The organism is Bradyrhizobium sp. AC87j1 (genome assembly GCF_002936975.1).
Lineage (GTDB): Bacteria > Pseudomonadota > Alphaproteobacteria > Rhizobiales > Xanthobacteraceae > Bradyrhizobium > Bradyrhizobium shewense.
The window spans coordinates 67,430-88,577 of the sequence record NZ_PTFE01000023.1; the positions used below are offsets into that span (position 1 = coordinate 67,430).

Here is a 21,148-nt window from a genome sequence, read left to right on the forward strand (position 1 = left end):
GTTACTCTCCAGCCGGCGCGACGGCCGGGTTCATGGCCTTGAGTGAAGCGATGCGCTTGCGCATGCCGCGGCTGGCGCGGGGACCGGCGACGACGACCGTATTGGCGAGCGTGATCGGCTGCATGTCGGCAGCGTCGACAACGACCGGATCGAACGGGCGAGCGTCGCTCCGGTTCGCCAGCAGAATGGATTCACCTTTGGGCGCGAGATGCTTGTTGCCGAAGGCGAGCAGCGTAGCGATCACCGGGAAGAAATCCCGCGCCTTGTCGGTCAGAACGTATTCGTAACGCAGCGGCCGCTCCTGATAGCAGCGGCGCACGAACATGCCCGATGCGGTGAGATGGGCAAGCCGCCGCGACAGGATGTTCGGCGCAATGCCGAGGCTTTGCGAGAACTCGTCGAATTTCGTCGCACCCTGAAACGCATCCCGCAGGATCAGGATGCTCCACCATTCGCCGACCGTCTCCACGGCACGGCCGACCGGGCATTCCAGGATCGATGGGGATTTGGGCTGCATGGCGGGAAGGTAGGATAGTCACTTGCAAAATGCAAGTCACTGGATAGGCCGCACGAGCGCTGGCGAAGGGCGGGCCGCACATCCGGAAAGCTGTCACTGTGATTTGAAATGCGAATTGGCGAGTGCCGGCTTCGCGCCATACTCCGTTATTCCGAGCGTCACCCCGAGTTGCGCGACGAGCGACGAACGCATCGCGCCACTCGCGCCTCAGGATGACGGAACTCATAGCCGTGCAAAGATCGAAAGCGGGTCGCTCAGTGCGACCGTGCCAGACAGAACGCCACCACCTGTTCCAGCGCGCTTTTCATCGGCGAGGCGGGGAACAGCGCCAGTGCGTCCACCGCCATGGCGCCGTAGTGCTGGGCGCGGCTGAGCGTGTCCTCGAGCGCGCGGTGCTTGTTCATGAGCCCGATGGCGTGATCGAGGTCGCTATCGCCGATCTCGCCGCGCTCCAGCGCCCGGATCCAGAACGCGCGCTCGGTGTCGTTGCCGCGGCGGAAGGCGAGCACGACGGGCAGGGTGATCTTGCCCTCGCGGAAATCGTCGCCGGTGTTCTTGCCGAGCTTTGCGCTTTTGCCGCCATAGTCGAGCACGTCGTCGACGAGCTGGAAGGCGATGCCGAGATTCATGCCGACCGAGCGGCAGGCGGTCTGCTCGGCCTTGGGGCGGTTGGCGATGACGGGGCCGACCTCGCAGGCCGCGGCAAACAGCTCGGCGGTCTTGCCGCGGATCACGGCGAGATATTCGTCCTCGGTGGTCGCGGTGTTCTTGGCGGCGGCCAGCTGCATCACCTCGCCTTCGGCGATGGTGGCGGCGGCCGCAGAGAGGATGTCGAGCGCGCGGAGCGAGCCGACCTCGACCATCATGCGGAAGGCCTGGCCGAGCAGGAAGTCGCCGACCAGCACGCTCGCCTCGTTGCCCCAGAGCATGCGGGCTGAGAGCTTGCCGCGGCGCATCTCGCTCTCGTCGACGACGTCGTCGTGCAGCAGCGTGGCGGTATGCATGAACTCGACGGAGGCGGCGAGCTTGATATGGCCGTCGCCGGTGTAGCCGGCGAGGTTGGCCATGGCGAGCGTCAGCATCGGCCGCAGCCGCTTGCCGCCGGAGGAGATCAGATGATTGGCGACCTCCGGGATCATGGTCACGTCCGAACCGGTCCGCGACAGGATCGTGGCGTTGACGCGCTCCATATCAGGGGCGACAAGGGCAACCAGCTCTTCGATCGACGCGCCGGGAGTTTCGAAAGGTACGATGACGGCCACGCCGGTCTCCAATATTTGCCCCGGAGGGGCTATTCTGACGGAAAGACAATAGAAACTGGCGGCGGATGCGGCAAGGCCCGCGGAACCATTGACATTTGCCGCTTTAGCCCCCTCTCAGGCAAGGAAACCTGCGTTTTGCGTGAACTGGTTCGGACCAACGATATGGTGCTGGTGTCGGCGATCGGCGCGCTGCTCGACGGCGCCAACATCCATCATCTGGTGCTGGACCAGAACATGAGCATTATCGAGGGCTCGCTCGGCATTTTGCCGCGGCGGATCCTGGTTCACGAGGACGACGCCCAGGAGGCCAGGGAGCTCCTCACCGAAGCCGGCCTCAGCCACGAACTGCGCGGCGATGAGTGAGGCCGCAGATATTACCGAGGACGCCTTTCTCGGCGGGCAATTGCGCCTGAGGCAGAAGCGGAGTGGCCACAGAGCCGGGCACGACGCCATTTTGCTTGCAGCGGCGACGGAGGCCCGTCCCGGGGACCGCGTGGTCGATTTCGGCGCCGGTATCGGCACGGCCGGGCTGGCGCTGGCCCGGCGCGTCGCTGGTATCGCGCTGAGCCTGGTCGAGATCGATCCGGAGCTGGCCGAGCTCGCACGCGCCAATGCCGCCGCGAATGCGCTTGCCGCCGAGACCATCCTGCTCGATGTCACCGCCGACGCCGCGGCCTTTGCGGCAAACGGGCTGTCGCCCGACAGCTTCGACGTGGTGCTGATGAATCCGCCCTTCAACGATCCGGCGCGGCATCGCGGCTCGCCGGATCAGGCGCGTCACACCGCGCATGTGGCGACGGACGAGACCCTGCATGCCTGGGTGCATGCAGCGCGGCGCATCCTCCGATCGAATGGTGTGCTGACATTGATCTGGCGCGCAGATGGCATCGCCGATGTCCTGGCGGCGCTGTCACGCGGCTTCGGTAGCCTTTCGATCCTGCCGGTTCATGGTGAGGCGGGGCGGCCTGCGATCCGCGTGCTGGTGCGTGCGGTCAAAGGTGGCCGGGCTCCGACGCGATTGCTGCCGGGCCTCATGCTCAACGACGAGTCAGGCGCGTCCAAAAAAGAGGTGACGGAGATTCTGGAGGGGAGAGCGGCCTTGCCGCTGGTGGAACCGTGACGGCTTACTGCGGAAGCGATTCCGGCTGCTGCTCTTGCGGGGACGTCAAGCGGATCGCCATGAACAGCGCACCGATCAGCAGCATCAGCAGATAGATTTTCATGGTGTTCTCCGCTGCCTCATTGCAGCCTCCCAACGGGAAATCTGCAAAACACGTTCCAGGCACTTCCAATGACAGTCGCGTGATAAGAAATGGTTAATCAGAGGTAACGGCATGGCCGAGCAATTGAAAGATCGTGAGAGTTCCGGCCTGGCCGACAAGCTCATGCAATATCTGCCGGCGCGCTTCCGCCCCGGTACCGCGGTCGTGCCGGTGGTGCGGCTGTCCGGTGTGATCGGTGCGGTGACGCCGCTGCGCCCGGGCATGACGCTGGCGGGCGTTGCGCGGGTGCTGGAGCGCGCGTTCTCGTATCGGCACGCCAAGGCGGTGGCGCTGGTGATCAACTCGCCCGGCGGCTCGCCGGTGCAGTCGCGCCAGATCTATCTGCGCATCAAGCAACTCGCGGCGGAGAAGAAGCTGCCGGTGCTGGTGTTCGTCGAGGACGTCGCGGCCTCCGGCGGCTACATGATCGCCTGCGCCGGCGACGAGATCATCTGCGATCCCTCTTCGATCCTCGGCTCGATCGGCGTGGTCGGCGGCAGCTTCGGTTTCCAGGAGGCGATCAAGCGGCTCGGCATCGAGCGGCGCCTCTATACGGCCGGCGCACACAAGGCGATGCTCGATCCTTTCCTCCCCGAGAACCCCGACGACGTCGCCAAACTGAAGGCGCTCCAGCGCGAGATCCATCAGATCTTCATTTCCCTGGTGAAGGAGAGCCGCGGCGCGCGCCTCAAGGGCGCGGACGACGCCCTGTTCACGGGCGAATACTGGGCCGGCGAGAGTTCGATCGCGCTGGGGCTCGCCGACAGCATCGGCGATCTCCGCTCAACTCTTCGTGCCCGCTATGGCGAGAAGGTTCTCACCCCCGTGATCGCGCAGCCGACCGGGCTGCTCTCCGGCTTTCTGGGCCGGAAATCGCCTGGCGCGGGGCAGCTTTCGGCCATGGAATCAATGGCGGGCCTGCCGGACGATCTGATCTCGGCGCTTGAGACGCGGGCGATCTGGGCGAAATTCGGGTTCTAGGCCGAGCCCTCCCGCGCCATTTGGCCTCTTGGCCTGCCGATTGCGGCGCAGCCCCGACTGCGCAACAATGTGCGTGGGGGCTGAGCACTAGACGAGGATCGACCGATGCCGCCGTTCGTCGCTTTCGCGGGCGTTCTGGGTGGGCTTGCCGTGGTCCGCTGGGCCTACAAGACCGCTGTCAGGATCAACCAGGAGCTGGAGGAGATGCGCCTGTCGCGTGTCGCCGAAGCCGCCCATATGGGGAACATCCAGACGCTGAAACGTGACCCCGTGACCGGAGCCTACCGGCCGGGGTAGCGCTCTCAACACGTAAGGTGCCGTAGGGTGGGCAAAGCGAAGCGTGCCCACGACAGCGCCTCAATTCTGGCAAGATGGTGGGCACGGCGCAAGAGCGCCTTTGCCCACCCTACGGCACCGTCCGGGATGAGGGCTGATTGGCCCGAATCCGCCCCCTTTGCCTTGATTCCCACTCCCGCCGTCGATACGGTCCCGCGCGATTCAAACCCCCCGCGAGAGCCTGATCTGACGATGGACGCCTCATTGCCCGCCCATATGCGCCCGGAACGCTCGTTCCAGGGCTTCATCCTCGCGCTTCAGAGATTCTGGGCCGAGCAGGGCTGCGTGATCCTGCAGCCCTACGACATGGAGATGGGCGCGGGCACCTTCCATCCGGCGACCACGCTGCGCGCGCTCGGGCCAAAGCCTTGGAACGCGGCCTATGTGCAGCCCTCGCGCCGGCCCAAGGACGGTCGCTACGGCGAGAACCCGAACCGGATGCAGCACTATTACCAGTTCCAGGTGATCATGAAGCCGTCGCCGCCGAACCTTCAGGAGCTGTACCTGAAATCGCTCGCCGCGATCGGCATCGATTCCGCCGTGCACGACATCCGCTTCGTCGAGGACGATTGGGAGAGCCCGACGCTGGGCGCCTGGGGTCTCGGCTGGGAGTGCTGGTGCGACGGCATGGAAGTCAGCCAGTTCACTTACTTCCAGCAGGTCGCCGGCTTCGAATGCGCCCCCGTCGCGGGCGAGCTCACCTACGGGCTCGAGCGTCTCGCGATGTATGTGCAGGGCGTCGACCGCGTCTACGACCTCAACTTCAACGGCCGCGACGGCGATGCCAAGGTCACCTATGGCGACGTCTTCCTGCAGGCCGAGCGCGAATATTCGAAGCACAATTTTGAAGTCGCCGACACAGCGATGCTGTTCGAGCAGTTCAAGATGGCCGAAGCGGCCTGCCGAAAGTACCTCGATGCAGGTTGGAAGGACGACAAGCGCGAGGCGCATCTGATGGCGCTGCCGGCCTATGACCAGTGCATCAAGGCGAGCCACGTCTTCAACCTCCTGGACGCGCGCGGCGTGATCTCGGTGACGGAGCGGCAGAGCTACATTCTGCGTGTGCGCGAATTGGCAAAAGCCTGCGGCGAGGCCTGGATCCATACTGAAGCGGGCGGAGCGGCCTGATGCCCGAACTTTTGCTTGAACTGTTCTCGGAAGAGATTCCCGCGCGCATGCAGGCTAAGGCGGCCGACGATCTGCGCCGCATGGTCACCGACAAGCTCGTCGCCGAAGGCCTCGTCTACGAGGGTGCGAAAGCCTTCGCGACGCCGCGCCGCCTTGCGCTCACCGTGCACGGCATTCCTGCGCGTCAGCCTGACCTCAAGACCGAACGCCGAGGCCCGAAGATGGGCGCGCCGGATGCGGCCGTGCAGGGCTTCCTGAAAGCGACGGGTCTGAAGTCGCTGGATGAGGCCAAGATCCAGCGCGACCCCAAGGGCGACTTCTACATCGCGCTGATCGAGAAGCCCGGCCGCGATGCGATCGACGTGCTCGCGGAAATCCTGCCCGTCATCATCCGTACCTTCCCCTGGCCGAAATCGATGCGCTGGGGCGCGCGCTCGGGCAAGCCGGGATCGCTGAGCTGGGTGCGTCCGTTGCACGCGATCACCGCGACGTTCGGGCTCGAGACCGAAGAGCCCGATGTCGTGAAGTTCGAGGTCGACGGCATCGAGACCGGCCAGACCACCTACGGCCATCGCTTCATGGCGCCGAACGCGATCAACGTGCGGCGGTTCGAGGACTATGAGGCGAAACTGAAAGCCGCCAAAGTCATTCTCGATCCGCAGGCGCGCAAGGACATCATCTTCGCCGACGCCAAGGAGCTGACCTTCGCGCAGGGCTTCGAGCTGGTCGAAGATCAGGTGCTGCTCGACGAGGTCTCGGGCCTCGTCGAATGGCCCGTTGTCATGATGGGATCGTTTGAAGCGGAATATCTCGCGATCCCGGACGAGGTGATCCGCGCCACCATCCGCAACAACCAGAAGTGCTTTGTGGTCAAGGACCCCAAGACCGGGAAGCTGACCAACAAGTTCGTCCTCACCGCCAATATCGAGGCGGCCGACGGCGGCAAGGTCATCGTATCAGGCAACGAACGCGTGATCCGTCCGCGCCTGTCGGATGCGAAGTTCTTTTACGAGACCGACCTGAAGACGAAACTCGAGGATCGTCTGCCGAAGTTCGAGCAGATCGTATTCCACGAGAAGCTCGGCACCCAGGCCGCGCGCATCAAGCGGATCGAACGCCTTGCTGCCGAGATCGCGCCGCTGGTCGGTGCCGACGTGGTCAAGGCGACGCGCGCCGCGCATCTGGCCAAGGCGGATCTGCTGGCCGAAGTCGTCGGCGAATTCCCTGAGGTGCAGGGCCTGATGGGCAAGTACTACGCGCTGGCGCAGGGCGAGGATGCCTCCGTCGCCGCTGCCTGCGAGGAGCATTACAAGCCGCAGGGTCCCGCCGATCGCGTGCCGACCGATCCTGTGAGCGTCGCGGTGGCTTTGGCGGACAAGATCGATACGCTTGTTGGCTTCTGGGCCATCGACGAGAAGCCGACGGGGAGCAAGGACCCGTATGCGCTGCGTCGTGCAGCGCTGGGCGTGATCAGGCTGATCGCCGAAAACGCGCTGCGTCTCTCGCTCACGAAAGTCGCGGCTTCCGCACTTGCGGGCTTGTTGTTGAAGCCTGCCGATGCGCAGAAGCTTCCGAGCGATCTGCTCGCCTTCTTTGCCGACCGCCTGAAAGTCCAACTTCGCGAGCAGGGCGCGCGTCATGATCTCGTCGATGCCGTGTTCGCGCTGGGCGGCCAGGATGATCTGCTGATGATCGTCCGCCGCGTCGAGGCGCTCGGAAAATTCCTCGACACCGATGACGGCAAGAATCTGCTCGCCGGCACCAAGCGCGCCAGCAACATCCTCTCGATCGAGGAGAAGAAGGACAAGCGCAGCTTCGAAGGCGCGCCCGATGCTGCGCTTTACAGCCTGGCCGAGGAGAAGGCGCTGGCAAAGGCGATCGGCGAGGTGCAGGCGGAAGCCAGCGCTGCCGTCGCCAAGGAAGACTTCGCCGCTGCGATGAGCGCGATGGCAAAGCTGCGTCCGCCGGTCGATGCGTTCTTCGACAAGGTTCGCGTCAACGACGACGATGCCAAGGTGCGCGAGAACCGCCTGAAGCTGCTGAACGAGATCCGCAGCGCCACGCGTGCGGTGGCGGATTTCTCGAAGATCCAGGATTGAGGCCGCGGCTATTGCGGCTTTCGCGCCCCGGACGCAGCGCAGCGCCACTTGGCGGTGCGCTGCAGAGCCGGGGCCCATGCCGGCCGCGTCTCGGAGCTTCTGGGTCCCGGCTCTGCGTCGCAACGCTTGCGCGTTGCGCCTTGTCCGAGACACGAGCGCGCCAGCACGAACGCCTGCCCAAAAAGAGCCCCGCCCGGCGGGGGGAAGGACCGGGCGGGGCCTGATGTCCGATTTAACACTGCTCGCGCCAGCCTGATGTGACGCGCCGGACATCTAGTCGATGTCAGCCAGTCGATGTCAGTCCAGCACCTCGACGATGCGGCGCGAGCGCGGCTCGACCAGCACGGTTTCGCCGTTCACGACGGTGTAGCGATAGGTGGTGGCGCCGAAGCGTTGCGGCACGTCATAATAAGTGACGCCGCTTTCGGGTAGGGTGGCGCCGACCACGATGCGATCCGGAATGCGGAAGGCTGGCACACGTTGCTCGACGACATAGTCGCGGAAGGCCGGCCGCTGATCGGCCGCAATGGTCGGCGCGCTGTCGACCACGGCGGGCGCGCGTCCGACGGTGACACCGCTTTGCGCCTGCGCCGCAAGGGGCGAGCCGATCGCGGCCGCGAGCGCTGCAAGAGCGAGAATCTTGTTCCGCATGGACAACTCCTTCGACGTGATTTTATTTTCGGACGCGTCAATGGCGCGACCGGTTGGCCAATGCATGCACCCTTCGCAATGTTCCGGGAAAAGGCCTGCCGCATTCGCGGCAATTTCAGGCAGTTTTCGTGGGTGCCGGAACTCGCATCGCGTCTTGCGCGTCTCTACTCGCGGAACCGGTAGGGCTATGATCCGCCCGCGATTCGCCCCACCTCCACAGAAAGATAGTTCATGCACATCACCGTCGCCCACATTTCGCCGATCCTGTCGTTGATTGCGGGCGTGCTCATCCTGATCATGCCGCGACTCCTCAACCTGATCGTCGCGATCTTCCTCATTGTGAACGGTGCGATCGGGCTCGGGCTCCTGAAATGGCTCCGCTTCTAGGCGTTCATTTTCCGGAACTGTCCGACTTGCGCGGGCCCGCCCAAAATGGTGTAAGGCCCGCGAATTCCCATTCCTCTCGCAGGTTGTGTGCAAGCTATGGCCAAAGCCGCCTCGAAGCCCAATAAAACTCCAGCGAAATCAAAGTCTTCCGCCAAGGCGAAAGCCGCGCCGGCAGCCCGCAAGCCGCTTGCCAAGAGCGCGCCCAAGCCGGTCGCCAAAGCTGCCGCAAAGGCTGCTGCCAAGCCGGCTGCGAAGGCTGTGACCAAGGCGGCTCTGCCGAAGGTCGCCGCGAAGCCTGCACCGAAGAAGGCTGCACCAGCCAAGGCCGCGCCAGCCGCGGGCAAGGCCGGCAAATGGGTCTACACGTTCGGTGACGGCAAGGCCGAAGGCCGCACGGAGATGCGCGACCTGCTCGGTGGCAAGGGCGCGAACCTCGCCGAGATGGCCAATCTCGGCCTGCCGGTGCCTCCGGGCTTCACCCTCCCGACCTCGGTCTGCACGTATTTCTACGCGCACGACAAATCCTATCCGAAGGAATTGCAGTCGCAGGTTGAGAAGGCGCTCGACTATGTCGGCAAGTTGACCGGCAAGATCTTCGGCGATGCCAGGAACCCGCTGCTCGTCTCCGTGCGCTCCGGCGCGCGCGCCTCGATGCCGGGCATGATGGACACCGTGCTCAATCTCGGCCTCAACGACCAGACCGTGGAAGCGCTGTCGGAATTGTCGGGTGACCGCCGCTTCGCCTATGACAGCTATCGCCGCTTCATCACCATGTATTCGGACGTGGTGCTCGGTTTCGAGCATCATCACTTCGAGGAAATCCTCGACACCTTCAAGGACGGCCAGGGCTATACCCTCGATACCGACCTCTCCGCCGAGGATTGGGTCGAGCTGGTCGGCAAGTACAAGGACGCCGTCGCGCGCGAAACCGGCAAGGACTTCCCGCAGGACCCGCACGATCAGCTCTGGGGCGCGATCGGCGCGGTGTTCTCATCCTGGATGAACGCGCGCGCGGTGACTTATCGCAAGCTGCACGACATTCCGGAATCCTGGGGCACCGCGGTCAACGTGCAGGCCATGGTGTTCGGCAACATGGGCGAGACCTCGGCGACCGGCGTTGCCTTCACCCGCAACCCCTCGACCGGCGAGAGCAAGCTCTACGGCGAGTTCCTGATCAACGCGCAAGGTGAGGACGTGGTGGCGGGCATCCGCACGCCGCAGGACATCACCGAGGAAGCGCGCCAGGAATCGGGCTCCGACAAGGCGTCGATGGAAGCGGCCATGCCGGAGGCCTTCAAGGAGCTGACGCGGATCTACACGCAGCTCGAGAAGCACTACCGCGACATGCAGGACATGGAGTTCACCGTCGAGCGCGGCAAGCTCTGGATGCTGCAGACCCGCGGCGGCAAGCGCACCGCGAAAGCGGCGCTGCGCATCGCGGTCGAGCTCGCCAATGAAGGCCTGATCTCGAAGAAGGAAGCGGTGACGCGGATTGATCCGGCTTCGCTCGATCAGCTGCTGCATCCGACCATCGATCCCAACGCCAAGCGCGACGTGATCGCGACCGGCCTGCCGGCATCCCCGGGTGCTGCTTCCGGCGAGATCGTGTTTTCCTCGGACGAGGCCGCCAAGCTTCAGGCCGACGGGCGCAAGGTGATTCTGGTCCGCATCGAGACCAGCCCGGAAGACATCCACGGCATGCACGCCGCCGAAGGCATTTTGACCACGCGCGGCGGCATGACCTCGCACGCGGCGGTGGTCGCGCGCGGCATGGGCAAGCCCTGCGTCTCCGGCTGCGGCACCATCCGCGTCGATTACGGCCGCGGCACCATGAGCATCGGTTCGCGCACCTTCAAGACCGGCGACGTCATCACCATCGACGGCTCGCTCGGCCAGGTTCTCGCTGGCCGCATGCCGATGATCGAGCCGGAGCTATCCGGCGAGTTCGGCACGCTGATGGCCTGGGCTGACCAGGTTCGCAAGATCGGCGTCCGCGTCAACGGCGACACGCCCGACGACGCGCGCACCGCGATCAAGTTCGGCGCCGAAGGCATCGGCCTGTGCCGCACCGAGCACATGTTCTTCGAAGAGACCCGCATCCGCACGGTGCGCGAGATGATCCTCTCCGAGGACGAGCAGTCCCGCCGCGCGGCGCTCGCAAAACTGCTGCCGATGCAGCGCGCCGACTTCGTCGAGCTGTTCGAGATCATGAAAGGCCTGCCCGTCACGATTCGACTGCTCGATCCGCCGCTGCACGAGTTCCTGCCGCACACCCACGCCGAGGTCGAGGAAGTGGCACGCGCCATGAATACCGACCCGCGGCGCCTGGCTGACCGCGCGCGCGAGCTCTCGGAGTTCAATCCGATGCTCGGCTTCCGCGGCTGCCGCATCGCGATCGCCTATCCGGAGATCGCCGAGATGCAGGCGCGTGCGATCTTCGAGGCGGCGGTCGAAGCCGAGAAGCGCACCGGCAAGGCCGTCGGCCTCGAGGTGATGGTGCCGCTGATCGCGACCAAGATGGAGCTCGACCTCGTCAAGGCGCGGATCGATACGACCGCGCAGGCGGTGATGCGCGACACCAACACCAAGCTGACCTATCAGGTCGGCACCATGATCGAGCTGCCGCGCGCCTGTCTGCTCGCGGCCGAGATCGCAGAGTCGGCCGAGTTCTTCTCGTTCGGCACCAACGACCTCACGCAGACCACCTACGGCATCAGCCGCGACGACGCGGCGAGCTTCCTCGGTCCCTACGTGGCGAAGGGCATCCTGTCGGTCGATCCCTTCGTCGCGCTGGACCAGGAAGGCGTCGGCGAGCTCGTCAAGATCGGCGTCGCGCGCGGCCGCAAGACTCGGGCGAAGCTCAAGGTCGGCATCTGCGGCGAGCACGGCGGCGATCCCGCTTCCGTCGCCTTCTGCCACAACATCGGCCTCGACTACGTCTCCTGCTCGCCCTACCGCGTGCCGATCGCCCGGCTCGCAGCGGCGCAAGCCGCACTCGGCAAGGCGATCGCCAGCCAGGCGTAAGCAGAACTAGAATGCTGGAATGAAAGAGGCGGGGCCAAAACCCCGCCTCTTTTTCGTTTTCGCGATGCTCTCGCCAACCCGTCATGGCGAGCGCAGCGAAGCAACCCAGAATCTCTCCACGGCGGCAGCCTGGATTGCTTCGTCGCAAGAGCTCCTCGCAATGACGAGGTGGAAGCTCGGACAACTAGGAACCACGCGCGCGTCCCGTAATGATACGCGCCAGCAAGAGTTCCTTCACCATTCGCGTTGACCGGTTGTTTACCGCTTCACGTGACGACGCATTTACCACCGTGCGCGATCACCCCGTGAAAACACCTGCAATCGCTTGAGTGTGCCGCACGCGCAACGCCGATTAACGCCCCGGCAACCTAAATTGGATACTTACGATAAAGATCGAATTGCACGGATGTACTGCGTTTCGATTTTTCTGGCGTAAGCGTAGCGTGAGCGTATCGATGTCTGTGTTGCGTAACCATCCGAAGGGCGCGCGGTTCGCGTCCTTCGGCATCGGTCTCTGCATCTTCGCATTGATGCCGAGAGAGACCGGCTATCAGGATATTGCTTCTCTGCTGGCGCGCCAACCCGGCGTCGCCGAGCGTTGGCAGAAGCAGGTGTTCTCCGCGGCGTCCTCGATCCAGCTCGCGACCTACAGTTTTTCCCGCCCCATCGGCACCTCGGCTCCGCAAAGCGCGATGGTTCGCCTGGCGAGCCTCGATGGCCGCGACGTCACCGGCGCGATCAGCCGCAATCCGGCGCTGCAGACTGCGCCGCGCTACCAGGCTTCCGACTTTCCCAAGGTCGATCGCTCCATGAAGGGTGATCGCCTCGCCACCGTTGCACCGACCGAGACTCCCGAAGCGCCCGCTGCGGCACCGGCGCAGCAAGATCCCACGACGTCGAACAGCTCGGTGTTCGGCGCCAAGACCGCCGCGCTGCCGCAGGCGATGTCGCCGGAATCCGCGGCCGCGCTCGATCCCGAGCTCCAGGAGGCGCTCCGCGCGCCACCGCTGCCGCAATACACCAATGCCCCGCGGGCCAGCGACGCCGCGCGCGCGTTCGCGGTGCAACCGCTCGAGGCGCTTAAGCGGACCACTGCGCCGACGACGCCGGTGCGGGATCCCTTCAGCGTCAAGACCTCCAACCTGTTCTTCGGCAGCTCCTCGCTCGGCGGCAATCTCGAAAGCATCGAGAGCTGGCAGCCCGGCGCCGAGCCGCTGATCGTGATGCCCGATCCCGACATGAAGGTGACGGCCTCGCTGTCGCCGCCCACAGTGGACATCGCCAAGGATATCGAGAGCGGCGAGAGCGTCGCGCCGAAGGGCGAGGTCAACGCCGACAACCAGCGCGCCAGATCGCCGGCGGAGCGTCTCGCGCTCGACGACAAGTCGCGCGCGAAGTCCGAGAAGTGCCTTGCGGAAGCCGTCTATTTCGAGTCGCGCGGCGAGGCCGTGCGCGGCCAGATGGCGGTGGCGCAAGTCGTGATGAACCGCGTGTTCTCCGGCAAATATCCCGATACCGTGTGCGGAGCGGTCTATCAGAACAAGCACCGTCATCTCGCCTGCCAGTTCACCTTCGCCTGCGACAACAATGCCGATGTGATCCGCGAGCCCGAGATGTGGGAGCGCGCCAAGAAGATCGCGAAGGCGATGCTCGACGGCCAGATCTGGCTGCCCGAGGTTGGCAAGTCCACGCACTATCATGCCTACTGGGTGCGCCCGTCCTGGGTCGCCGAGATGAAGAAGATGTACAAAACCGGCGTGCACACCTTCTACCGCCCGCGCGCCTGGGGCGACGGCAGCGAGGAACCGAGTTGGGGCACCCCGGCCCAGACCGCCGCGCTGTCGGCCGAGCTGGCGCAGGAAGCAAAGAGCTCCGCCGAGATGGGTAATACTGAGCGGCGGTAGTTAGTCCACTGCGTCATGGCCGGGCTTGTCCCGGGCATGACGATCTCGCGCCGCCTCAAGCCTCGATATCCAGCGCGCAATCGAAGTTCGGCGCCGAATGCGTCAGCGCGCCCGCCGAAGCGTAGTCAACGCCGGTCGCCGCGATGGCCGCGATCGAGTCCAGCGTGACGCCGCCTGACGCCTCCAGCTTGAGACGACCCTCGTTGACCCTGACGGCCTCGCGCAATGTCGCAAGGTCCATGTTGTCGAGCAGCACGGCGTCGGCAAGTCCGGTATCGAGCACCTCGCGCAATTGCCCCAGCGTATCAACCTCTATCTCGATCTTGACGAGATGGCCGGCATGGGCGCGGGCGCGCTCCAGCACCGCACCGATGCCGCCGGCGACCGCGATGTGGTTGTCCTTGATCAGGATCGCATCGTCGAGGCCGAAGCGGTGATTGAAGCCGCCCCCGCAGCGCACGGCGTATTTCTCCAGCGCGCGCAGCCCCGGCGTGGTCTTGCGCGTGCAGCAGATGCGCATTTTCGTGCCTTCGGTGCGGGCGACATAGTCGGCCGTGAGCGTCGCGACGCCCGACAGGCGGCCGACGAAATTCAGCGCGGTCCGCTCCGCGGTGAGAATGGCGCGCGCAGGGCCCGAGATCGTCAGCACCTGCTGTCCGCGGACAACGCGTGCGGCGTCACGGACATGCGCGCGCACGTCGATGTCGGAGGAGAGTTTTTGCAATGTCGCGAGTGCCAGCGGCAATCCGGCGATCACGCCGGACTGGCGCGCGACCAGAATGGCTTGCGCCCTGGTCGCTTCCGGGATTGTCGCCAGCGAGGTGATATCGCCGGCGCGGCCGAGGTCCTCGTCGAGCGCGCGCTGCACCGCTTCGTCGATCGCAAGCGGCGAGAGAAAGGCGTCGGGGTTGAGCAGTGAGGTCGGGGTGATCATGGGGACTCCATCAAGCGATCATGGGTTGCGCAACGCGCGGCAGGAAGTTCAGGCTTTCCGCGATCTCGCGCGCCGCCGTGAGCGTCGTCATCGTTCGCTGCGCCAGCGCTGGGACGTCAGCGGGATGGTCGGAGCGGAAATGCGCGCCGCGGCTCTCGCGCCGGCTCCACGCCGAGGCGGCAACGAGCAGGGCCGAAATCGCCATGTTGCGGAGCGCGATGCTCGTCGCCTCGCGTTCGAGCGCAGCGAAGTGGTGCACGGCCTCGGTGAGGCCGTCGTCCTCGCGGATCACGCCGACATGCGCGCTCATCATTGCGCGCAGCCGCTTCCCGGCCAGAGCATCCGCCGTGCCGCCGCGCGGTGTCACCAATGCGTCGGGGAGGCGGGCAGGCGTGGGGATCGAGCAGCCGGCGATGTCGTCGGCGATGCGCGCGGCGCAGACCACGGCTTCGAGCAACGAATTCGAGGCGAGCCGGTTGGCGCCGTGCGCGCCGGTCGACGACACTTCGCCACCGGCCCAGAGCCCATCGATCGAGCTGCGGCCGCGTCCGTCCACCGCGATGCCGCCCATGTGGTAATGCGCGGCGGGCGCAATGGGGATGACTTGCGTGGCCGGATCGATGCCGGCGGCGATGCAGCTCGCATGCACGGTCGGAAATTTGTCGGCGAAGCGGGCGCCCAGCGCCTGCCGCGCATCGAGGAAGGCGCCGCGCTCGGCCGCAATCTCGGCGAATACGCTGCGCGCCACGATGTCGCGCGGCGCAAGCTCCGCGAGCGGATGACGCGCAATCATGAAACGCTCGCCATTGCCGTTGATCAGCGTCGCGCCTTCGCCACGCAGTGCTTCGGTCGCGAGCGGTGCCGGATCGCGGCCGACCATGATGGCAGTTGGATGGAACTGCACGAATTCCGGATCGGCGATCACGGCACCGGCACGCGCGGCGATGGCGAGGCCGGAGCCGCTGGCCTCGAGCGGATTGGTGGTGACGGCATAGAGATGTCCAATGCCGCCGGTGGCAAGCACCACCGCGCGCGCAGCGAGCAGGAACGGCCGTGCCGCGGGATTGCCGGCTTCGCGCAATTGTAGACCGGCGACGGTACCGTTCTCGGTCAAGAGGGCTTCGGCGACGAGCCCTTCGATGACGCGGATCGAGGGTGTGCGACGTACCGCTTCGCTCAAGGCCGCGATGATCGCGGCACCGGCACCATCGCCTCGCACATGCACGATGCGCCGGGCCGAATGTGCCGCTTCGCGTCCCACGGCGAGCCTGCCTTCGAGATCGCGATCGAAGGGGACGCCATAGCTCAAGAGATCGTGGATGCGCGGCGCGGCCTCGCGCGCGATCCCAAGTGCGACCGCCTCGTCGACGAGGCCGCCGCCGACCGCGATGGTGTCGGCGGCGTGGGCTTCGGGCGTGTCGCCCTCGGCGACCGCCGCGGCGATGCCGCCTTGCGCCCATGCGGATGATGCGCCCTGTCCGAGCGGCGCGGCCGAGATCAAGGTCACCGGCCGCGGCGCGAGCTTCAGCGCGCAGAACAGTCCGGCAAGGCCGCCGCCGACGATGACGATGTCGTCGGTGCGGGTGAGGTTGTGGATGTTGTTGGTCATTGTTCTCGCCATTGACTCCGCCGTGGTCCCTGCGAACGCGGGGACCCATACGCCGCGGCGGATGTTGTTGTGCGAAGCTGCGCGTTGCCTTTCTTCGCAACACACGGATCTGCGCTACGCTTCGCTTCACTTGTCCGGGACGACAGCGGTGTTTGCTGCTGCGGGTTGCCTTTAGTTCTTCAGATTGATCATCCGCTCGACCGAGCGCCTTGCGCGATCCGCAAGCGCGGGATCGATCGTCACCTCCTCGCGGAGCGTCAGCAGGCTGTCCAAAATGTTCGCGAGCGTGATGCGCTTCATGTGCGGGCAGAGATTGCAGGGGCGCAGCATCTCCACGTCAGGCAGCTCGGCGCGCACATTGTCGGCCATCGAGCATTCCGTGATCATCACCAGCCGTCGCGGCCGCTTTTCGCGCACCCAGTTGATCATGTGCGCGGTCGAGCCGGTAAAGTCGGCCTCTGCCAGCACGTCCGGCGGACATTCCGGATGCGCGATGATCTGGACGGACGGATCGGCCTCGCGAAAGGCGCGCAGCTCTTCGCCCTTGAAGCGCTCGTGCACCTCGCAGGCGCCCTTCCAGGCGATGATCTTCACGTCGGTCTTCGAGGCCACGTAAGTGGCGAGATAGCGATCGGGCAGGAAGATCACGGTTGGCGCGTTCAGGCTCTCGACCACCTGCACCGCGTTCGAGGACGTGCAGCAGATATCGACCTCGGCCTTCACCTCCGCCGAGGTGTTGACATAGGCGACGACAGGCACGCCCGGAAATTTTTCGCGGAGCAGCCGAACGTCGGCGCCGGTGATGCTGGCGGCTAGCGAGCAGCCGGCGCGCGAGTCCGGGATCAGCACCATCTTGTCCGGGTTGAGCAGTTTTGAGGTCTCCGCCATGAAGTGCACGCCGCACTGGACGATGACATTGGCCTCCACCTTGGTGGCTTCCACCGCGAGCTGCAGCGAGTCGCCACCGATGTCGGCGACGCAGTGGAAGATCTCTGGCGCCTGGTAGTTGTGCGCGAGGATCACCGCGCCCCGCGCGCGCTTCAGCTCGTTGATCGCCTTGATCGTCGGCGCCATCAGCGGCCACTGGATCGGGGGGATGACGTGCTTCACGCGCTCATAGAGCGGGGCGGTGGCGCGTTCGACCTCCGCCGTCCATTCCAGCGAGGGCGTCGGCAGCGCGCGCGCTGTGGGCGCCGGTGCGGGGCGGGGAGAGGAGGCGAGATGGCCCTGCGGCCGGTTGGCAAAATCGTCTGGACCGTAGATTTCAGTGATCGGCATCAAAGCCTCCCTCGCATGTCATTTGTACTCAATATGAGTATATGTAGGGCCTGAGTAATCCGGCCGAGGGGCCGGAGCGGGTTTCATCGAATCTCATATATGCTCAATATGAGTAAATCAAAAATAGCACGCTCTGCCGAAGACGGCTAGGTCCTGCCGCACACAATCTCGTCAGATCGTCGTCCGACGCGTCGGGCGAGGCCAGATTGAAACGCAATGCTCCCGCGGCAGCCCCTCGTGGAATGCAACCGTTTTTGATTTGGGATTTTAATGCAAATGCATTAAATGTCGCGTTCGCGGCCGCCTCTTTGCGAATCCGCCAATGACAGACGGGGAATACCATGTCGACATCAGTGGGCGAACTCGCTCCGGCCTCACGTTCCTCCAGCTGGCGTACCCCCGCCGTCATCATTTTGTGCGGCTGCGCGATCGGCATGCTCGGCTTTGGCCCGCGCTCGGCGCTCGGTTTCTTCGTGCAGCCGATGAGCCATGAATTCTCCTGGGGCCGCGACGTGTTTGGCCTCGCCATCGCCTTTCAGAATTTGCTGTGGGGACTGGGCCAGCCCATCGCCGGCGCGGTCGCCGATCGCTTCGGCCTGTTCCGGGTGATGTGCGTCGGCGCGCTGCTCTATGCCGGCGGCCTCTTGCTGATGCGCTATTCCTCGACGCCGCTGTCGCTCAACATCGGTGCCGGCGTCATGGTCGGCTTTGGTCTTGCCGGCTGCTCGTTCAATCTGGTGCTGTCGGCATTCACCAAGCTGCTGCCGGCCGAGAAGCGCGGCCTCGCGCTCGGCGCCGGCACGGCGGCTGGTTCGTTCGGCCAGTTCCTGTTCGCACCGATCGGCGTCGCGTTGATCGACAATTTCGGCTGGCAGCAGGCACTCTCCGTGTTCGGCTTCCTGATGTTGCTGATCATCCCGCTGTCACTGGCGCTCTCGACGCCGCCGGCCGCAGCGACGGCCAATGCGACGCCGGCGGATGAGCAGACCATCACCAGGGCACTCGCCGAAGCCTTCGGTCACCGCTCCTATGTGCTGCTGGTGCTCGGCTTCTTCACCTGCGGATTCCAGCTCGCCTTCATCACCGTGCATCTGCCGGCCTTCCTGGTCGATCGCGGCATCTCGACGCAAACCGGAGGCTGGGTGATCGCGGCGATCGGCCTGTTCAACATCATCGGCTCGCTCAGCGTCGGCTATCTCCAGAACTCGCTGCCCAAGCGCTACATCCTCTCGGCCATCTACTTCACGCGTGCGCTCGCGACCCTCGCCTTCATCTCGTTCCCGATCACACCGTTCTCGGCGATCGCGTTCGGTGCGGTCTCCGGCCTGACCTGGCTGTCCACGGTGCCGCCGACCTCGGCGCTGGTGGCGCTGATGTTCGGCACGCGCTGGCTTGCGACGCTGTATGGCTTTGCCTTCGTCAGCCATCAGGTCGGCGGCTTCCTCGGCGTCTGGTTAGGGGGCATCGTCTTCGAGCGCTTCGGTTCCTATACGCCGATCTGGTGGCTCTCGATCCTGTTCGGCGTGCTTTCCGCGCTGATCAATCTTCCGATCGTGGAGAAACCTGTCGTTCGGGCGGTTGCGCAGCCTGTGTGATCGGCTAAACATCCCCGACAAACAAGTCAGGGAGTTCAGTCGTGGCCACATTTAAGGCGATCCGGATCGACAAGGCGGACAAGGGCACCACCGCCGCGCTGACGCAGTTCGATGAAGCCGAGCTGATGGACGGCGACGTCACCGTCCGCGTGGAATGGTCGACGCTGAACTACAAGGACGGCCTCGCGCTCACCGGCAAGGCGCCGGTGGTGCGCCGCTTCCCGATGATCGCCGGCATCGACTTCGCCGGCACGGTCGAGCAATCCTCGCATCCGCAATGGAAGGCCGGCGACAAGGTCGTCTGCACCGGCTGGGGCATGGGCGAGACCCATCTCGGCGCCTATGCCGAGATGGCGCGGGTGAAGGGCGACTGGCTGGTGGCCTTGCCGCAAGGCCTGTCGGCACGCGATGCCATGGCGATCGGCACCGCCGGCTTCACTGCGATGCTCTCGGTGCTGGCACTGGAGAAGCACGGTCTCTCGCCAAAGAGCGGCCCTGTGGTGGTGACGGGCGCCGCCGGCGGCGTCGGCTCGGTCGCGATCGCCGTGCTCTCGAAGCTCGGCTACCACGTCATCGCTTCGACCGGCCGCGCCTCGGAGGCTGACTATCTGAAGCATCTCGGAGCAGCCGAAATCGTCGACCGCAACGAATTGTCGGCGCCGGCCAAGCCGATCGCAAAGGAGCGCTGGGCGGGTGGCGTCGACAGCGTCGGCTCGACCACACTGGCGAATCTGCTGTCGATGACGAAATACGGCGGGGCGATCGCGGCCTGCGGCTTGGCCGCCGGCCTGGACCTGCCATCGTCTGTCGCACCTTTCATTTTGCGCGGGGTGTGCCTTCTCGGCATCGATTCCGTGATGTGCCCGATCGAGCCGCGGAAAGCCGCGTGGCAGCGCCTGGCGTCAGATCTGGATCGGACCAAACTAACTGAAATCACTCACGAAATCCCTCTTGATGAGGTGCCGGAATGGGGCGCGAAAATCCTGGCGGGCCAGGTCCGCGGCCGCATCGTGGTAAAAATTGTCTAACGGCGTTCAGACTTTACCAACCAAGCTGCTTCAATGTCGCCATGGTTAGTATGGTAAGCAGCGGGTGAAGAGATAAGGCATCGCCCGCTGCGGGGGTTGGTTCGGAGTTGAGCATGCTTGCGCGTATTGTGTTGGGGGCTGTCACGGCGGCAGCAACGTTTGCGCCGGCCCTTGCCGGAGGCATGAACGCCGACGAGGCGCGTCGCTTCGTGGCGGGCAAGGTGTTTGCCTTCACCTGTTTCGACGGCACCCGCGGCGCGGGCCGCATCCTGGACGATCTCGGCGCGGCCGGCGCGGTGCAGTTCTCCGGCGCGGGCCCGGTCAAGCATCTCCGCCTGCCGGGCAATACGCTCCAGATCCGTGGCCAGAACGTCTGCGCCTCGATCAAGGGCATTCCGTTCGAGCCGTGTTTCAACCTGGAAAAGACCGACGATCGCAGCTTCCGCGGCTCGGTGTCGGGGATGGGCTTCGCCTATTGCGACTTCCATCACCAGGGTGGCAACCAGATGCTGATGGCGCGCGCTGCGGCGCGTCCGCGCTCGCTGCACAGGACAGAGCACACCGGTTCCGTCGGCGCGACCAACACCGAAGTCGCCGCGCGCGTCGAGACGCCGCGTGTCGAGAGCAGCCGGCTCGAGCCGGTGAAGTCGGAGATCAAGTCGGAGCCCGCCAGGAACGAGGGTCCGCTGGAGCTGCGCCGTTCCACCCAGTGAGAGGGCTGCGCGGGACGGTCCGCGCACTTTGTCGTTGAAAAAGTCCATCGAACGCCAAGCCGCCGCGCCGTAGTCATACGGACGGCGGCTTTCATGCGTTGGTAGCTGTTCGCGCCCCAGTTTGCGGACGGCCGGGGGGCGCGGCCCGATAAAAGGGTTCAACGATGTCGCTGTACTTTTTCCGCATCAGCACCGGTCGCTATTCTGGCGCCGCCGACCAGCCGTACGAGTTCGAGGATCGCACAGCCGCCTGGACCGAGATGACCGAGGTCTGCGCCAATCTGCTCGGCGGCATCGCGCGCGGCCTGAAGCCGAACGCCGAGTGGTGCATGGAGCTGCTCGACGAGGACAAGAAGCCGGTCTTTCGCATCAGCCTCGTCGGCGAGAGCGTAACGCAGCAGAGCGGGGCTCCTATCACTGCGTGTGATTAACCTGTTAAG

General features: G+C 65.1%; 19 protein-coding genes. 13 read left to right on the plus strand and 6 right to left on the minus strand.

What is annotated here, in order from left to right; genetic code table 11:
• Position 1 precedes the first annotated feature (1 nt).
• Positions 2-517, minus strand: coding sequence for a winged helix-turn-helix transcriptional regulator (locus tag CV770_RS14745; RefSeq protein ID WP_104462853.1), 516 nt, complete (start codon positions 515-517; stop codon positions 2-4).
• A 254-nt stretch (positions 518-771) separates the two neighbouring features.
• Positions 772-1,779, minus strand: coding sequence for a polyprenyl synthetase family protein (locus CV770_RS14750; RefSeq protein ID WP_091956342.1), 1,008 nt, complete (start codon positions 1,777-1,779; stop codon positions 772-774).
• 135 nt (positions 1,780-1,914) lie between these two features.
• On the opposite strand from CV770_RS14750, the gene CV770_RS14755 reads away from it, so the two are divergent.
• The 6 genes from CV770_RS14755 (at position 1,915) to glyS (ending at position 7,585) form a co-directional block, all read left to right on the plus strand.
• Positions 1,915-2,142, plus strand: coding sequence for a putative signal transducing protein (locus CV770_RS14755; RefSeq protein WP_018323354.1), 228 nt, complete (start codon positions 1,915-1,917; stop codon positions 2,140-2,142).
• Positions 2,135-2,899, plus strand: a complete 765-nt coding sequence (locus CV770_RS14760) for a tRNA1(Val) (adenine(37)-N6)-methyltransferase (RefSeq protein ID WP_091956050.1) — start codon at positions 2,135-2,137, stop codon at positions 2,897-2,899. The genes CV770_RS14755 and CV770_RS14760 overlap by 8 nt, the downstream gene beginning before the upstream one ends.
• 214 nt (positions 2,900-3,113) lie before the next feature.
• Positions 3,114-4,022: a S49 family peptidase gene (locus tag CV770_RS14765; RefSeq protein ID WP_091956049.1), complete on the plus strand. Its 909-nt coding sequence runs from the start codon at positions 3,114-3,116 to the stop codon at positions 4,020-4,022.
• Between the two features lie 105 nt (positions 4,023-4,127).
• Complete coding sequence (locus CV770_RS14770) at positions 4,128-4,319, plus strand: hypothetical protein (protein ID WP_008131462.1); 192 nt, start codon at positions 4,128-4,130, stop codon at positions 4,317-4,319.
• A gap of 231 nt (positions 4,320-4,550) precedes the next feature.
• A complete protein-coding gene (locus CV770_RS14780) occupies positions 4,551-5,486 on the plus strand; it encodes a glycine--tRNA ligase subunit alpha (RefSeq protein ID WP_038948278.1) in 936 nt (311 codons plus the stop codon).
• Complete coding sequence (gene glyS / locus CV770_RS14785; RefSeq protein WP_091956048.1) at positions 5,486-7,585, plus strand: glycine--tRNA ligase subunit beta; 2,100 nt, start codon at positions 5,486-5,488, stop codon at positions 7,583-7,585. Before CV770_RS14780 ends, glyS begins: the two co-directional genes overlap by 1 nt.
• Before the next feature lie 297 nt (positions 7,586-7,882).
• On the opposite strand, the gene CV770_RS14790 is transcribed toward glyS, so the two are convergent.
• The gene (locus tag CV770_RS14790) at positions 7,883-8,236 is read right to left on the minus strand and encodes a DUF1236 domain-containing protein (protein WP_104462864.1); all 354 of its coding nucleotides are present in this window, start codon (positions 8,234-8,236) and stop codon (positions 7,883-7,885) included.
• 231 nt (positions 8,237-8,467) lie between these two features.
• Here CV770_RS14790 and CV770_RS14795 point away from each other — a divergent pair, with 231 nt between their 5' ends.
• The 3 genes from CV770_RS14795 (at position 8,468) to CV770_RS14805 (ending at position 13,551) form a co-directional block, all read left to right on the plus strand.
• On the plus strand, positions 8,468-8,623 hold the full coding sequence (locus CV770_RS14795) for a DUF3096 domain-containing protein (protein ID WP_008562090.1): 156 nt from the start codon (positions 8,468-8,470) through the stop codon (positions 8,621-8,623).
• A 96-nt stretch (positions 8,624-8,719) separates the two neighbouring features.
• Positions 8,720-11,647, plus strand: coding sequence for a pyruvate, phosphate dikinase (gene ppdK, locus CV770_RS14800; protein WP_201759858.1), 2,928 nt, complete (start codon positions 8,720-8,722; stop codon positions 11,645-11,647).
• 455 nt (positions 11,648-12,102) lie between these two features.
• On the plus strand, positions 12,103-13,551 hold the full coding sequence (locus CV770_RS14805) for a cell wall hydrolase (protein WP_201759859.1): 1,449 nt from the start codon (positions 12,103-12,105) through the stop codon (positions 13,549-13,551).
• A 55-nt stretch (positions 13,552-13,606) separates the two neighbouring features.
• Here CV770_RS14805 and nadC read toward each other — a convergent pair whose 3' ends face one another.
• From nadC to nadA, 3 genes are all read right to left on the minus strand, one after another.
• Positions 13,607-14,485, minus strand: a complete 879-nt coding sequence (gene nadC, locus CV770_RS14810; RefSeq protein ID WP_091967300.1) for a carboxylating nicotinate-nucleotide diphosphorylase — start codon at positions 14,483-14,485, stop codon at positions 13,607-13,609.
• A 10-nt stretch (positions 14,486-14,495) separates the two neighbouring features.
• Positions 14,496-16,094, minus strand: coding sequence for an L-aspartate oxidase (locus tag CV770_RS14815; RefSeq protein WP_104462856.1), 1,599 nt, complete (start codon positions 16,092-16,094; stop codon positions 14,496-14,498).
• Between the two features lie 171 nt (positions 16,095-16,265).
• Positions 16,266-17,372, minus strand: a complete 1,107-nt coding sequence (gene nadA / locus CV770_RS14820) for a quinolinate synthase NadA (protein WP_104462857.1) — start codon at positions 17,370-17,372, stop codon at positions 16,266-16,268.
• A 341-nt stretch (positions 17,373-17,713) separates the two neighbouring features.
• Between nadA and CV770_RS14825 the strand changes: the two genes are divergently transcribed.
• The 4 genes from CV770_RS14825 (at position 17,714) to CV770_RS14840 (ending at position 21,139) form a co-directional block, all read left to right on the plus strand.
• Complete coding sequence (locus CV770_RS14825) at positions 17,714-18,967, plus strand: MFS transporter (protein WP_104462858.1); 1,254 nt, start codon at positions 17,714-17,716, stop codon at positions 18,965-18,967.
• Between the two features lie 41 nt (positions 18,968-19,008).
• Complete coding sequence (gene acuI / locus CV770_RS14830; RefSeq protein ID WP_104462859.1) at positions 19,009-19,995, plus strand: acrylyl-CoA reductase (NADPH); 987 nt, start codon at positions 19,009-19,011, stop codon at positions 19,993-19,995.
• 113 nt (positions 19,996-20,108) lie between these two features.
• On the plus strand, positions 20,109-20,708 hold the full coding sequence (locus CV770_RS14835; RefSeq protein WP_091967312.1) for a hypothetical protein: 600 nt from the start codon (positions 20,109-20,111) through the stop codon (positions 20,706-20,708).
• A gap of 164 nt (positions 20,709-20,872) precedes the next feature.
• Positions 20,873-21,139, plus strand: coding sequence for a DUF6894 family protein (locus CV770_RS14840; RefSeq protein WP_028141644.1), 267 nt, complete (start codon positions 20,873-20,875; stop codon positions 21,137-21,139).
• Positions 21,140-21,148 lie beyond the last annotated feature (9 nt).

Bases quoted from the DNA above. Each gene is read 5' to 3' on its own strand.
- CV770_RS14745 (WP_104462853.1), bottom strand. From the start codon at position 517: ATGCAGCCCAAATCCCCATCGATCCTGGAATGCCCGGTCGGCCGTGCC.
- CV770_RS14760 (WP_091956050.1), top strand. From the start codon at position 2,135: ATGAGTGAGGCCGCAGATATTACCGAGGACGCCTTTCTCGGCGGGCAA.
- CV770_RS14765 (WP_091956049.1), top strand. From the start codon at position 3,114: ATGGCCGAGCAATTGAAAGATCGTGAGAGTTCCGGCCTGGCCGACAAG.
- CV770_RS14770 (WP_008131462.1), top strand. From the start codon at position 4,128: ATGCCGCCGTTCGTCGCTTTCGCGGGCGTTCTGGGTGGGCTTGCCGTG.
- CV770_RS14780 (WP_038948278.1), top strand. From the start codon at position 4,551: ATGGACGCCTCATTGCCCGCCCATATGCGCCCGGAACGCTCGTTCCAG.
- glyS (WP_091956048.1), top strand. From the start codon at position 5,486: ATGCCCGAACTTTTGCTTGAACTGTTCTCGGAAGAGATTCCCGCGCGC.
- CV770_RS14790 (WP_104462864.1), bottom strand. From the start codon at position 8,236: ATGCGGAACAAGATTCTCGCTCTTGCAGCGCTCGCGGCCGCGATCGGC.
- CV770_RS14795 (WP_008562090.1), top strand. From the start codon at position 8,468: ATGCACATCACCGTCGCCCACATTTCGCCGATCCTGTCGTTGATTGCG.
- ppdK (WP_201759858.1), top strand. From the start codon at position 8,720: ATGGCCAAAGCCGCCTCGAAGCCCAATAAAACTCCAGCGAAATCAAAG.
- CV770_RS14805 (WP_201759859.1), top strand. From the start codon at position 12,103: ATGTCTGTGTTGCGTAACCATCCGAAGGGCGCGCGGTTCGCGTCCTTC.
- nadC (WP_091967300.1), bottom strand. From the start codon at position 14,485: ATGATCACCCCGACCTCACTGCTCAACCCCGACGCCTTTCTCTCGCCG.
- CV770_RS14815 (WP_104462856.1), bottom strand. From the start codon at position 16,094: ATGACCAACAACATCCACAACCTCACCCGCACCGACGACATCGTCATC.
- nadA (WP_104462857.1), bottom strand. From the start codon at position 17,372: ATGCCGATCACTGAAATCTACGGTCCAGACGATTTTGCCAACCGGCCG.
- CV770_RS14825 (WP_104462858.1), top strand. From the start codon at position 17,714: ATGTCGACATCAGTGGGCGAACTCGCTCCGGCCTCACGTTCCTCCAGC.
- CV770_RS14835 (WP_091967312.1), top strand. From the start codon at position 20,109: ATGCTTGCGCGTATTGTGTTGGGGGCTGTCACGGCGGCAGCAACGTTT.
- CV770_RS14840 (WP_028141644.1), top strand. From the start codon at position 20,873: ATGTCGCTGTACTTTTTCCGCATCAGCACCGGTCGCTATTCTGGCGCC.